15 protein-coding genes and 1 pseudogene are annotated in these 13,860 nt (G+C 43.2%); 8 read left to right on the top strand and 8 right to left on the bottom strand.

From position 1 onward, the window contains the following. Positions 1-17: 17 nt before the first annotated feature. Entirely contained in the window at positions 18-446 is a 429-nt protein-coding gene (locus BLR84_RS26655; RefSeq protein ID WP_090473311.1) for a PepSY-like domain-containing protein, read from the bottom strand. 91 nt (positions 447-537) lie between these two features. Then, positions 538-1,656, bottom strand: coding sequence for a DUF4407 domain-containing protein (locus tag BLR84_RS26650; RefSeq protein WP_090473310.1), 1,119 nt, complete (start codon positions 1,654-1,656; stop codon positions 538-540). 208 nt (positions 1,657-1,864) lie between these two features. On the opposite strand from BLR84_RS26650, the gene BLR84_RS26645 reads away from it, so the two are divergent. The 5 genes from BLR84_RS26645 to BLR84_RS26625 all read left to right on the top strand — a co-directional run bounded on the left by BLR84_RS26645 (position 1,865) and on the right by BLR84_RS26625 (position 5,262). Then, on the top strand, positions 1,865-2,179 hold the full coding sequence (locus BLR84_RS26645) for a rhodanese-like domain-containing protein (RefSeq protein WP_090473309.1): 315 nt from the start codon (positions 1,865-1,867) through the stop codon (positions 2,177-2,179). Between the two features lie 2 nt (positions 2,180-2,181). Then, a complete protein-coding gene (locus BLR84_RS26640; protein WP_090473308.1) occupies positions 2,182-2,370 on the top strand; it encodes a DUF6358 family protein in 189 nt (62 codons plus the stop codon). 9 nt (positions 2,371-2,379) lie between these two features. After that, on the top strand, positions 2,380-3,282 hold the full coding sequence (locus tag BLR84_RS26635) for a prohibitin family protein (RefSeq protein ID WP_090473307.1): 903 nt from the start codon (positions 2,380-2,382) through the stop codon (positions 3,280-3,282). A 229-nt stretch (positions 3,283-3,511) separates the two neighbouring features. Then, positions 3,512-4,363: a helix-turn-helix domain-containing protein gene (locus tag BLR84_RS26630; RefSeq protein WP_090473306.1), complete on the top strand. Its 852-nt coding sequence runs from the start codon at positions 3,512-3,514 to the stop codon at positions 4,361-4,363. A gap of 101 nt (positions 4,364-4,464) precedes the next feature. Further along, positions 4,465-5,262, top strand: a complete 798-nt coding sequence (locus BLR84_RS26625; RefSeq protein WP_090473305.1) for an alpha/beta hydrolase — start codon at positions 4,465-4,467, stop codon at positions 5,260-5,262. 561 nt (positions 5,263-5,823) lie between these two features. On the opposite strand, the gene BLR84_RS26620 is transcribed toward BLR84_RS26625, so the two are convergent. Continuing rightward, positions 5,824-6,834 (bottom strand): dipeptide epimerase, encoded by a 1,011-nt coding sequence (locus tag BLR84_RS26620; protein ID WP_090473304.1) that lies wholly within the window; start codon positions 6,832-6,834, stop codon positions 5,824-5,826. 255 nt (positions 6,835-7,089) lie between these two features. On the opposite strand from BLR84_RS26620, the gene BLR84_RS26615 reads away from it, so the two are divergent. Further along, on the top strand, positions 7,090-8,079 hold the full coding sequence (locus BLR84_RS26615; RefSeq protein ID WP_090473471.1) for a hypothetical protein: 990 nt from the start codon (positions 7,090-7,092) through the stop codon (positions 8,077-8,079). Here the strand turns inward: BLR84_RS26615 and BLR84_RS26610 are convergent. From BLR84_RS26610 to BLR84_RS26595, 4 genes are all read right to left on the bottom strand, one after another. Continuing rightward, positions 8,048-8,677 (bottom strand): rhomboid family intramembrane serine protease, encoded by a 630-nt coding sequence (locus BLR84_RS26610; protein ID WP_090473303.1) that lies wholly within the window; start codon positions 8,675-8,677, stop codon positions 8,048-8,050. The genes BLR84_RS26615 and BLR84_RS26610 overlap by 32 nt on opposite strands. Continuing rightward, the gene (locus tag BLR84_RS26605) at positions 8,678-10,426 is read right to left on the bottom strand and encodes a M14 family zinc carboxypeptidase (protein ID WP_090473302.1); all 1,749 of its coding nucleotides are present in this window, start codon (positions 10,424-10,426) and stop codon (positions 8,678-8,680) included. A gap of 104 nt (positions 10,427-10,530) precedes the next feature. Beyond that, on the bottom strand, positions 10,531-10,887 hold the full coding sequence (locus tag BLR84_RS26600; RefSeq protein ID WP_090473301.1) for an MmcQ/YjbR family DNA-binding protein: 357 nt from the start codon (positions 10,885-10,887) through the stop codon (positions 10,531-10,533). Next, positions 10,884-11,636: an outer membrane beta-barrel protein gene (locus BLR84_RS26595; RefSeq protein ID WP_090473300.1), complete on the bottom strand. Its 753-nt coding sequence runs from the start codon at positions 11,634-11,636 to the stop codon at positions 10,884-10,886. The genes BLR84_RS26600 and BLR84_RS26595 overlap by 4 nt, the downstream gene beginning before the upstream one ends. Positions 11,637-11,714: 78 nt before the next feature. Between BLR84_RS26595 and pepT the strand changes: the two genes are divergently transcribed. Continuing rightward, positions 11,715-12,965 (top strand): peptidase T, encoded by a 1,251-nt coding sequence (pepT, locus tag BLR84_RS26590; protein ID WP_090473299.1) that lies wholly within the window; start codon positions 11,715-11,717, stop codon positions 12,963-12,965. Between the two features lie 10 nt (positions 12,966-12,975). Next, positions 12,976-13,470 carry a GNAT family N-acetyltransferase gene (locus tag BLR84_RS26585; protein WP_218128504.1) on the top strand — a complete coding sequence of 165 codons (495 nt, stop codon included), beginning with the start codon at positions 12,976-12,978 and terminating at the stop codon, positions 13,468-13,470. Positions 13,471-13,635: 165 nt separating this feature from the next. Here BLR84_RS26585 and BLR84_RS30310 read toward each other — a convergent pair. Beyond that, positions 13,636-13,860: pseudogene (locus tag BLR84_RS30310) on the bottom strand (IS110 family transposase); the annotation flags it as partial.

Here is a 13,860-nt window from a genome sequence, read left to right as displayed (position 1 = left end):
GGCAATCGGGTAAATTTTTAATCCTTTTTTACGAAGACACCATTCTCGTCAAAAATCAGATCGCCACCTTTGATCTCGGCCTCGTAGAAGGTTTTTCCAGCTGCATCGGTAACTTTACCGGCTTCTTTGATCTTTGCTCCTTTATAATGCGAACTTACATAAGGCGCTACGCTTTTGGGTAAACTTGCAAGGGGTATAGCATTTACAATTTCAACAAAAGCACCTGTTGGCGTAAAAACAGCCGAATTGTCTTCGCCAGATTTGCCTCCCCAGTTAGCTTCGTAGTTCCCTTTTTCTTTTTCCCAGTTTACTTTGTTTGCCGAAGGATACTTTGATGCTAATGCCGATTTAACAGGAGCCGGTACATCCTTTGGTTTCAGGTTTTGAGCCAATGTGGCATTGGCTATAAAACCAAAACCGATCAGCAGTGATAGTGTCTTTTTCATGATATTTTTGTTTACACAAGTATAAAATATCAAGCTGTAGAAAAACTGACGGTTTTTTGTAGAAAATCTGTATGGGAATATTTATACAAGGTTACTCATAGCTGTGCCGCTCAAAATCATAATCGGATTGTGAAGTGATGATCTTCTTTCGCCGTTCAATATCGGTACCTACCGAGTGATCGTAAATATTGTCGGTCACGGTCATATCCCGCTCCTTATCCCGTTCAGCGAAATGGATATTGGCCTCTGACGTTTTGGCTATGGCTACGTCATATGGCCCTTTTGGCGACATCAGCTTTACAAACACCGGTAAACACTCAAACAGGATAAACAGGTAGCCTATAAAAGATATGGCCAGATAAGTATCCAGATCGCGGGTGCCGTTCTCGTTATATGTTAATTGGCCCAGGGCCCAGTTGCGGTCGCTAAAGCCGGCTATATTGGTGAGGCTATCCAGTTGGTGTTCAGAGAAAAGGCGGGTACTGTTCAGTCCTTCGTAATCCTTTCGCGCAGCCAGGTATTGATCCATCTGCCCTAAATTCTGGGTTACTTCCTTCAGGCGGCTCTCTTTTTCTTCCAGTACGGACTGTTTTTGTTTGGCATAGGTACCATAACCGGTTATGCCCGATGTTTGGTTGGTTTTGTCGCCAAAAACCTCCTGGTTAAGCTGGTAGCGGGAACGGTTAATATCCTTTTCCAGCGAATCCTTTTCCTTCTTAAGATCGCCGTTTTTACCCATTTCCATCGCGTATTTTTGCTGATAGGTTTTTTCGAGGGTGTCAATCTTGCGGTGCTGACCTTTCAGATAAGCGGTTTTTAACTTCTGACGGATCTCCTTATCAAATATCTTAAGCTCCAGCGGGCGCGAAATAACCACACCTATCATAATGGCCAGCAAAATACGCGGCGAAGCCTGTAATATCTGTTGATTGGTGCTGCCATCCTTATTAATGCTCGATACAATGTACCTGTCCATGTTAAAAATGGCGGTACCCCAAATCAGCCCGAATAAAATGGCAAAGCCAACTGCAAAGGCGTCTCCGTTAAAAACAAAGTACATAGCATACCCGCCCGATAGCGATGCGAATAAGGCGGTAAAAAATATGGTGGCACCAATGCCCACATATTTATTATGTTCAATAGGATATTTTTTTAGGGTATCAATATGCGCTCCTGAACAAAACCAGAAAAAGCGTGTAACTTTTTTCATCTATATGATCCATTTTATGGACGATCGTGTTGGGTTAATGTAAACCTTTTCAGCGTTCATCCTTTTTTTCATTGCACGTAAACGTAACAAAACACAAATATTGTGCAATATTATACATAAAACGCACTTAAGCATTGATTGTTACAAAAATCGGGCTTAATTATTTGATATAGAAAAAAAGCTACCTTTGGATTATAATTTTATTAACATGAATGAGATAACCGTACAGGAACTAAAAGAAAAACTGGACAAAGGCGAAGATTTTCAACTGATTGACGTAAGGGAAGAGTTTGAATATGAAACATCAAACCTGGGCGGACAATTAATACCGCTTGGCGGCATTTTAATTGAAGCCGATAAAGTAAGTAAAGACAAACCCGTAGTGGTAATGTGCCGCAGTGGCAAACGCAGCGCCGCAGCCATTATGCAATTGCAGCAATTAGGCTATAGCAACCTGACCAATTTACAGGGTGGCATTTTGGCCTGGGCGGCAGAAATTGACCCCTCACTTAATGTATATTAATTATGGGTTTTAAGTTAGTGCTTAACGTACTGTACACTATAGGTATTGTATTATGCCTGTTTGTGGCGTACCAGGCCAATACGGCAAAAAATTATACCCTTTTGGGTGCCGCCATACTGGTTGCCGGGGTAGTTATTGTATTAAAAATAAGACTGTTAAAAGACGTAAGGAACTCGCAAAAAAAGCTGTAACTTCATTGCATGTTTATAGCAATTTTAGGAGTTATTGTGCTCGTTGTGGGTATAGTGCTCAAACGCTCACCTGAACCTGCCGGCCGCTTCAGCGGTACGGCAACCGTTGTTGGATTAGTCATAGTAGCCGTTGGCCTGTTGCTATCCATATTTAAAGTAATTGACCCTGGTAAAGTGGGTGTGCAAACCCTTTTTGGTAAGGTACAGGATAATGTACTCGAGAGTGGTTTGCACATCATTAACCCATTGGTTGATATTACCACTTTTGATATACAAACCCAAACTTACACCATGAGCGCCGTGAATAACGAGGGCCAGAAGGAAGGTGATGACGCTATCCGGGTACTATCAAGCGACGGATTGGAGGTTACCATCGATCTTTCGGTGCTGTATAAAGTGAACCCGGAGAAAGCTCCATACATTATGCAGAATATTGGCGAAACGTATATCGATAAGATCGTTCGTCCGGTAGCACGCACTGCCATACGTGATAATGCCGTTAATTATACCGCTGTTGATCTGTACTCCACCAAACGACAGGAATTTCAGGATAAGATAAACCGTACCATTACTACCAGTTTTTCTAAACGCGGACTGGAGCTGCAACAGATCCTGGTGCGCAATATTACCCTGCCCGCCTCGGTAAGGGCCAGTATCGAATCAAAGATCAATGCCGAGCAGGATGCCCAGAAAATGCAGTTCGTGCTGCAAAAGGAACGCCAGGAAGCCGAACGGAAACGCGTAGAAGCCCAGGGTATAGCCGATTATCAAAAGATCCTCTCAACCGGTCTTTCAGACAAGCAATTGCAATATGAAGCCATTAAAGCTCAGAAAGAGATTGCCTTGTCGCCCAATGCCAAGGTGATCATCATTGGCGGTAAGGGTAATCCTATTATGCTGAGTGATAAGTAATACCCGAACAGACGGGACATTTTTGGTGCAAATTGGGTTTACATGGTACATAATTTATGGTTTACACTGTAACCGTGATATTTGATCATTTTTAATTATAATAAACTGATTAATAGCCAATTGTAAAAGTGTAAACCATGAAAAGTGTAAACCATGTAAACCGTTCAGCGCAAAGTGTTCAATGTTATTTTCCTCAGTATATTGCTGTGATTTTATAATATCTTCGGGCATGAAATTATCAGTATCAGACCAGAACACCGGCGGCGATCTGTTGCTGCATCATAACGAACCGCAGCTCGACCGTTTGTTTTACACGCGTGATTACGACTATAAATATTTTACCATTGCCTGGAACCGGGGTGACAAACAAACCGTAACCATTGATGGCTCGGCCTATGATTTTATGCCGAATACCGTATTGCCACTCATGTTTAACCAGTCGTTTTATTTTGAGTACCCAGGCGATGTGGTGGCCTGGCAATTTAACCGTGAATTTTATTGTATTGTTGACCACGATACCGAAGTAAGCTGCGTTGGTTTTTTGTTTGGGATGAATGATAATGTGTTCATTGATCTGGATCCGGATACGCAACGAAAATTGAAAGTGCTGCTGGATGTATTTATTGAAGAATTGAATACTAAGGATGATATCCAGACCGATTTGCTCATCATGTTGCTGAAACGGCTCATTATTATGATCACCCGGCTGGCGCGGGCCGGCACTTTCCCTGATGTAAAATTGAACGATGACCGTTTCCACATTCTGCGTAAATTTAATTTACTGGTAGAGATGAACTTCCGCTCGCAGCACAGTGTAAGCTATTATGCGGGGAGGTTAAATAAATCGCCCAAGACCTTATCCAACCTGTTTGCGCTGTATAATCATAAAACACCCATCCAAATCATCCAGGAAAGGATCCTGATAGAGGCCAAGCGCCTGTTGTTTTATACTGATAAATCGGCCAAGCAAATTACCTATGAGCTGGGTTTTGATGACGCGGCCTACTTCAGCAATTTCTTTAAAAAACATACCGCTTTATCACCCTCTGAGTTTAGAAATAATAAGAAAATGGTAGCCTAGGGAAAAAATTACAAGTTGTCGGGAAGTATCAGCATTCCGCAGCTGCAATAGTTGCTGCACCTTTGTATCGTTGATTCAAACAAACATCAACATACACGACAATGAAAACTCAAACTCTGAAAAACACATTCAAAACAGGCTTAGCAGCCTCTGCTATTATTTTATCAACTATTATTGGTTCAGCTCCTAAAGCACAAGCTCAGGCACCGGTAAAAAATATAGTACTGGTGCATGGCGCCTTTGCCGATGGTTCTGGCTATAAAGGTGTTTACGATATCCTGACTAAAAAAGGCTACAATGTAACCGTTGTCCAAAACCCTTTAACATCTCTTAAAGACGACGTGGATGCCACCAACCGCGTTATCGACAAACAAGACGGACCGGTGATTTTGGTAGGCCACTCATGGGGTGGTACTGTAATTACCGAAGCAGGTACAAACCCTAAAGTAAAAGCATTGGTTTATATAGCAGCTTTTGCACCCGATAATGGCGAAACTACTTTAAAACTGGTTCAATCATTACCTGCAGCTCCAGAAAACGGCATATTGCCTCCGGACGAAAAAGGCTTTGTTTATTTTAGCAAAGAAAAATTCCACGCCGGTTTTGCTGCCGACTTGAGCAAAGAATTAGCCGACTTTATGTATGCTTCACAAGGCCCAATAGCTGTACAAGGTTTTGTAGCCCCTATAACCGAGGCCGCCTGGAAAACCAAACCCAGCTATGGTATAGTAGCTACCGAAGACAAAGCCATTAACCCCGACATTGAACGTAACATGTACAAACGTGCCGGCGCCAAAGTAACCGAAATAAAAGCAAGCCACGTGGTATTCATCTCACACCCTGATGCCGTTGCCAAAGTAATTATCGATGCAGCAAATAATGCTGCTGCAACAAAATAATCCGCAGTATTATTAATTAAAAAGTCCGGATGCCTGTAAAGGTATCCGGGCTTTTTTGTTGAAAATAGCTATTACCAATCTCGGTCTCCCCCACACGTCATTGCGAGGAACAAAGCAATCTCTATGCTATACAGAGCGAATACGCCTATCGCAGAGCGCTCAATTGCCGCTAAGGCTGTTACTTTGTCTTGATACAAAGTAACCAAGACCGAGCGTAGCGAGATAATGAGTACCAATAAAAACAAATAACAACGAATAAATCAAGGCAGCAGAAATGCTTCTTTACGCTCAGGGCCTTTACCCTGCAAAGCAGGCAGAACCACGGGCTGCTAAACCTTGCCTCCACTTCGTTCGCTCATTATCCCCGCTTCAGGTAAGGTTTGCTAATGCCCCTACAGCCGGACAGGCCACCATCGTTCTGCCCGCTTTCGGCCGAAGCTTATCTGCTGACGAGGAAGAACGATGGTAATGTTTGGGTTATTTAAGTAGGCTGTCATGGTTCGACAAGCTCAGGAGGACAGGCCATTCGTGAAATTCGCAATAATTAGAAAAAAATCGTGCTTATAACCTTATCCCTAAACCCGCATCATTATTCAATATATACTTACCATCAGCAAAATCAGGCATCTGGTAGGGGTTATTGCTGACCAAAAAAGGACCGTCCAAATCCACCCAATCGGTTTGTGGGGCCAGGGCCAGACCGGCCAGGGCGGCGCAGCTGGTTTCGGTCATACAGCCTATCATGATCTTTAAGTCAAGTTCCCGGGCTCTTTTGATCATCCGGCTTGCTTCATAAAGGCCAGCCGATTTCATCAATTTGATATTGATGCCGGTGTAAACGCCTTTGGCCTTATCCACATCCTCAAAACGCTGTACGGCTTCATCGCCAATAATAGGGATGGGGCTGCGTTCGGTGAGCCAGGCATTGCTGTCTGGGTCGGTTTTGAGCATGGGTTGTTCTATGAGTTGTACCCCTTGTTCCTGCAGCCAGTAGGTCATGTCGAGGCTTTGTTGCAGGTCGGTCCAGCCCTGGTTGGCATCTACATAAAGGGGCACATCGGTAACGGAACGAATGGTAGTGATGAGTTCTTTGTCGTTATCCTTGCCCAGCTTTACTTTGATCACCTTAAAACCTTCGGCCTCTTTTACCTTTTTGATGATCATTTCGGGGGTATCAATACCTATGGTAAAACTGGTCACGGGCATTTTTGCAGGATCGCTGCCCAGCAATTGCCAGCAGGGCTGTTGTTTAATCTTTCCATCCAGGTCATGCAGGGCAATGTCAATGGCTGCTTTGATGGCGGGATTGCCTGGTGCAATGCTATCGAAGTAATTGATCACCGCATCAAAATCAATCGGGTAGTTGATCTGGCTGATATCAACCTTGCTCAGAAAAGCGGTAGCACTTTCATGGCTTTCGCCCATGTAGGGCACCATAGATGCTTCGCCATAACCGGTATAGCCTTCATGCTTAATTTGCACCAGCATAACAGGGGTAGAGGTGCGCGAAAACTTAGCTATAGTAAAAGCGTGTTTTAATTGCAGTTCAAAGGGTTGATATGTCAGTTCCATGTATTTTAGATGTGCGGATGTGCAAATATGCAGATGTGCAGATAAAAAATGATGTGCGGATGTGCAAATTTTAGATGTGCAGATAAAAAATGATGTGCGGATGTGCAAATATGCAGATGTGCAGATGAAAAATGATGTGCGGATGTGCAAATTTTAGATATGCAGATGAAAAATGATGTGCAAGTTATGTCAAAAAATCCGCACATCTGCATATTTGCACATCCGCACATCTGTTTCATCCTTATCTTTGCGCCCATGTCGGCACAAATTTATTCACCGTTCGAGCGTTTTAATTTCAGTAATAATAAGTGTTTCCTGAGCGGGCAACCCTTAAATTCTGAAGAAGAAAAGATACAGGTTTTTCCGCAATGGCTCATGAGCCGCTATAGCCTGGAAGATAAACCTTTTAAACTGCTCGACGAAAGCATGGCCACTTATAAAGACCTGAAACTGCCCTGCACCGCCGCCATCAACGAACAATTCCTGGAACCCCTGGAAGCCGAAATAGCCGCCGCCTTTGACTCGGGTTACGAGGCTGTAAAGCAGTTGGACGAACTGAAACTATTTCAATGGGCCGGCAAACTGTTGTATGGTATTATCTTTAATGAGATACAATCAGGTATTAAGCTACAGCATTCACAAGGCGAAGAGTTCAATATGTCGCAGGCTATTATCCATAAATTCAGCCACCTGCACCTGATGCTGCAAAGTCTCAACCTGCCTATCGAGCTGGATGGTTTTAAACCTTTTAGCCTGGTTCTGTTTAAAGTGGATAACTCAGAGGATATTTTTGGCTACCGCGATGAGATCAATACGCTGACATTTTCGCTGCGGATCAAAGATTTTGGCTTGATCATTTGTTTGCAGGACAATGGTGCCAATGCCAGCTATCATCAAGCTGCTTTGGACAAAATAAAAGGCCAAACCCTGCATCCCATACAATTTGAAGAGGTTAACGCGCGTTTTTTCTACTCGGCATACCTGTTTAACCGTTTGCCCGAGTATAATATATTACCCGTTGAAGGTATCATTTACATAGAAGCCATGCCGCTGCGCGGCACCAGCACCAAACCTTTGTTTGACGACTGGGTACCCAAAGTTTACGGCCAGGTGTTGGAGAACTTCTGGAAAAACTGGGGCTTCCTGCTATTCGAGATCATCAAGAATCCGGAGGAACCCATGAGTTTTCTGTTTGATGCCGATGGCAATACCATTAGTGCATCATCGATTGAACTCGCTCGGTAATTTGCTGAAAAAAGCCGGGCAAAATACCGGGATGAAAAATAATGGTGATCATCAGTCCGCTAAGCGCACCATATAAGTGGGCATCGTGGTTAATATTGTCGCGGGAGTATTTGGAGGCATAGCTGCAATAAACCAGGTATAATATGCCAAATATTACCGCAGGTATGGGTATGGGAAGCGGCAGTATCATCATTTGGCCTAATGGATTGTATAATATGGCGCTAAAAACAACCGCGCTCACAGCCCCCGACGCACCAAGACTGTAATAATTATAATTTTCCCTGTGCTTCATTACCGATGGCATGTCGCTTAAAATCAAACTGGCTATGTATAGTACTGCAAATTGCCAGTGCCCCAAAAGAGGCTCCAGTTGAAATGCAAAAAAGTAGAAAGACAGCATATTAAAAAACAGGTGCATCCAGTCTTTATGGATAAGCCCGCTGGTAATAACGGTATAAACATAACGGCCGCGCGAAACGTTATATGGATGTAATATCAGTTTGCCATACAGGTTTTCGTTGGAGAAAGCCATCAACGAAGTGATGATGGTAATAACAAATATAACGCAGGCAACGGGAGCAGTAAGCAAGTTTTCCATTTATTTAAGATCGAGTTTTGTATCGGTTAGCAGCCTGCCCACGGGGTAGCGCATAAAAGTTTTTTCAAAATAGGGAGAATTGCGGTAAACAAAGAATAATTGTGCCTGGGCGCTGCCGACCAGTTTAGGATCTTTACTTTTCGCGTCATCGAGTTTCTTTTTTAGTTCGGGGTCTTTTTTCAATAAGTTGGCAGCGATGTCTTCAAATACATAATCCGAAAAATATTCTTTTTCGCCCAGCATCGAATCAAAAAAGTTCCAGGCAAAAAACGAATCGACACCCTGCGGCTCCAATGTTTCCACAATATAACGGTTAATAGGCTGGTTAGTATACACCACATAATCGCCGGCATAAAATTTAACCCGCGTATCCACCGGGTTTAATTTAACGGCCGAATGCAGGTAATGCCCTTCGTAGGGTTTTTGCGGAGTTTTATAATCTTCAATATAATACATCTGTAAACCCAGGGTGGTATCGTGAGCCAGCTGCTGCATTTTAACCCCGTTCAGTTTAAACAGGTCGATCACCTTGCCCCAGGCTTGTGGTATTACATAGGCCAAAGGTTTATCAGCAGTTGCTGTAACTTTATAGGTGTTCCAGTAGTTGATGGTTTTAGTGTAGGGTTTATTCCGGTCATAATACAGGCGGTTTAATCCGCTTACTTCGCTGGTTTTATAATCTGCCTTATAGCCTTTAAAGGTAATGGTATCTATAGCTTGCCGGTCGACGGTCCAGTTGAGCGCGAAAGTTTTTTGTTGAGCCACCTGTTCATCAGCCTGTTGTTTGAGTTCTCCTATCAGTTTGGCATCGCGCTGATTGATCTGAATAAGAAATTGCATAAACAAGTAAGTAGCATATACCCGTTTGTCAAAAGCCTTCAGCATATGCGTTTCAGTTATATAGCTGATGATATTATGCTGAGCGGCAAAACCTGTCGCAAAACGCGGTGTTTCCAAAAAGCTTACAATACCCGAGTCGGGTAAACCTTCTTCGCCTGCTCCATATGGGATCATCTCAAAGCGAGCTCTTTTCATGCTATTATACATATAAGGCGTAAGCGTTTTGGTAGTATAGTTGGCCAGGAGAGGGTTTTGTTTATCCTTTTGAGTCTCTATCAGGGTCATTACGTACTGGTAGTCGGCACCATCGCTGGTGTGGTTATCCAGGAAGATCTCCGGTTTCCAGGCAGTCAGTATTTGCGTAAATGCCAGGGCGTTGCGGCTGTCGGCTTTGATAAAATCGCGGTTCAGATCCAGGTTGCGATAATTCCCCCTAAAACCATAAGCCACCGGCCCGTTCTGACTCACCCGGCTCAAACCGCGGTTCAGGTTGCCATCAATATTATATAAAGCGATGAGGCAGATCACCACGTCTTTGGGTAGCTGGTCCTTTTTTAACAGATCGCGCACCAGCATCATGCTGGCATCAATACCTTCGGGCTCACCAGGATGTATGCCATTGTTAATGAGCAATACCCGTTTGTTTTGTTTTTTGATCAATGCCGGATCAAACACCTTATCGCGCGACAGTACAACAAGCGTAAGGGGTTTGCCCACGTCGGTAGTGCCGTAATTGATCAGCTTCATTTGTTGTGGGTACAGCTTATTCAGGTTTTTATAATAAGCAATCACTTCGGCATAAGTAGCGGTATAGTTATGATCTTTGCTTTGCTCAAATGGAGTTATCTGAGCTTGTGCAGTAGTAATAGCAACAAAACAGATCAACAAGGCGGATAGAATTCTCTTCATCAGGATGTATTATTGCCCAAATATAATATTTGAGAGCCAAGAGATCAGATGCAAGAGCCAAGAAAGCCTCAAATACTTTTATAATTTAGTCTTGACTCTTGTATCTAACCTCTTGTTTGTAGTTCAGCCTTTACTTTTTTGGGTAAACCAAGAATTACCTGGTCATAAGAATGATCTATCATTTCGCAAAGTTGCTTACGGGTTAGTGAACCATCCATGTAAACGGTGTTCCACATTTTTTTGTTCATATGGTAGCCGGGTTGTACTTCGGTATAGCGTTCGCGCAGATCAACGGCAAGCTCAGGCTCACACTTCACATTAAACCGGTTGCCGCTTTCCAGTCCGATCAGTAAAAACAATTTGCCGCTAACTTTAAAAACGAGGGTGTCTTCCCCAAAAGGAAAACCTTCTGTTACTCCTGGCTTTTGCAGGCAATAATCACGTAGTTCTTCTATATTCAAAATCCGAAATCTCTTACCAGTTTATTATAGGATACTGTGTTACCAAAATTGTACCGAAAACCTATGGTGAAGTGGGCATACTGGTCGGGGGCGTTGTTTTTAAACTGTGCTGGCGGGTCATTGTAGCCATCCAATCCTTCGCCAAAAGCATAACTATGTTCGTAGCCGAGAGTAATGGTATAACCTACCTGTTCATAAGAATCATAAATCTTAAACTCATAACCAAAGCGCAGCGGCAACACCACGTTGGTGCTTTTGTCTTTCCCCTGGAAGCCATTGGTACTGCCCACCGGGCCGTTTTGAATATATGCGGGTAAGTTGGTACGCTGTATATCTTTCATGTTGTTGGAGATAGCACCAATACCCGTGCCCACATAAAAGTTCTTGATCACATTTAAAAAGCCATTGTTGGAGTAGTCGATAAAACTACCCAGCTGCACATCGGCATGAATCACTAAAGCTTTATAAGCGTTTTTATAAATCCGGCCGGAAGCATCTTTATCAGGAGTACGGCCACCGCCAGAAAGCGTGCCAAACTGGTACTCCAGCGCGATAGGTACGTAGGGATTAAAATTATAGGCTATGTTAAAGTTGTAAATAGGATGATAGTCCTGTTTTTTGGTATCGGCATAAGCCCTGCCATAGCCAATACCGCCCCCAACACCCCATTCGTAATAGTTGTATCCGTCCTGCGCCTTTGCGGTAAACCCGGCAAAGCCTAAAACAAAAAACAGAATAAATTTTTTCAAAGCTAAATTTTAATCAATATTTACAAATGGAACATGCCGGAATCGGTTGCCGGTAAAACTTTACTAATATAGAGCTTTATGAATTTTAATTCATTACTAAACTTCACCGTAACCGAACGCTTCTTACGTTACGTTACCATTGATACGCAATCAGACCCCTCTTCTGTTTCATTTCCGTCAACAGAAAAGCAAAAAGATCTGGCCCGGCTGCTGGTTGATGAGCTTTTGGCCATAGGCGTTGCCGATGCCCATATGGATGAATATGGCTATGTATACGCTACTATACCTTCAAATACAAGCAAACAGGTACCTGTAATTTGTTTTTGCTCGCATATGGATACCGCGCCCGATTGCAGCGGAAAAAATGTAAAGCCTATTGTTCATCAAAATTACCAGGGACAGGATATTATATTACCTGATGATGCCCTACAAATTATAAAGCAGGCAGAGCATCCCGATCTGAAAAATCAGCTAGGTAATGATGTGATAACCGCCAGTGGTACCACCTTATTAGGGGCAGATAATAAAGCCGGTGTTGCCGAGATCATGGATGCCTGTTATCAATTGATAAACCATCCCGAAATAAAACACGGGGATATCCGCATATTGTTTACCCCTGACGAAGAGGTAGGTCATGGCGTTGACCATGTGGATATTGCCAAACTGGGCGCCTATGCCGGCTATACGATGGATGGTGAAAGTGCGGGCAACATGGAGAACGAAACTTTCTCTGCCGATGGTGCAAGATTGACTATCAACGGAGTAAGCTCCCACCCTGGTTTTGCAAAAGGGAAAATGGAAAGCGCCATTAAAATTGCCGGCGAGATCATCGCGGCTTTGTCTGGTGACCTGTCGCCTGAGCATACCGAAGGGATGGAGGGGTTTATACACCCCGTAGCTATTGAAGGGCATGTAGAAACCGCGGGTATTGATTTTATCATCCGTGATTTTGACGCGAAGAAGCTAAGCGATCATGCAGATGTGATCCGTAAAACAGCAGATGGAGTATTGAAAAAATATCCCGCATCAACTTATAGTTTAACGGTAAGTGAGCAATACCGCAATATGAAAAATGTGTTGGACGAGCATCCGGAGATTGTGGAGTATGCCATGGAGGCCATTAATCGTACGGGCCTTACCGCTAAGCTTTGCAGTATCAGAGGTGGTACCGACGGATCCAGGTTATCATTCATGGGTTTGCCTTGCCCTAATATATTTGCCGGTGAGCATGCTTTTCACAGTAAACAGGAATGGGTTTCGGTACAGGATATGCAAAAAGCCGTAGAAACCATATTGCACCTGTGTACAATATGGGAAGAAAGAAGCTAATAAATTGAATATGTATACTATAAGAACAGCGACCGTAAATGATGTAGAAACTATCAGAGAGATAGCCGACCAAACCTGGTGGGTTACTTACGGTCCTTTATTAGAAAAAGAACAGATCACATTTATGCTGAATGAGATCTATGCGGCAGATAAGATCAGGAAACAGATTGAAACCGGTGCGCAAACTTTTATCATGTTATTGGAAGATGAAGAGCCGGTTGCATTTGCCGCCTATTCGCCACGTGAAGAGAATGCCGATATTTATAAACTGCATAAACTATACTGTCTGCCCAAAACTCAGGGCAAAGGCTATGGTAAAGTGCTGATCAACGAGGTGGTTCAAAGAACTACAGATGCAGGCAAAAAAGTGCTGGAATTGAATGTAAACCGCTACAACAACGCCAAAACCTTTTATGAAAAAATGGGCTTCGCCGTTGCTTCTGAAGAAGATATAGCCATTGGCCCATATTGGATGAATGATTATGTGATGCGGAAAGAGTTGTAGACGGCTTAGGGTAACAAAGAAGACTTGAACTCGAAGTCATGCCGAACTCGTTTCGGCAACCCATCAGCAGGGTTTACAATCTGATGAATAACTGTCCTGAGGGTTCCTGAAACAAGTTCAGGATGACATTCTCTATAATAATATAAAAACGCATCATTGCGATTTCTATGAAGAAGTCAAATAGTTTTGGTAAGGCCTTTCGTTTTTGATGACGGCAAAGATTCGATGAATGATTTTGTTTCTAACAGCATTTAAAACACTCATCTTATTTTTTCCTTGGGCAACTTTTCTCAGGAAGTATTCTCCCAGATCATTTTTTAAGCGTATTGCACTCATAGCAGCCAGATGCAATACGCTTTTAATCGCTTTATCGGCATATACAGACACCTT

Origin of the sequence: Mucilaginibacter sp. OK268 (genome assembly GCF_900103125.1) — a bacterium.
GTDB lineage: Bacteria > Bacteroidota > Bacteroidia > Sphingobacteriales > Sphingobacteriaceae > Mucilaginibacter.
Note: the sequence above shows the minus strand (reverse complement) of the source record. Positions and strands in the feature narration are given on the sequence as shown.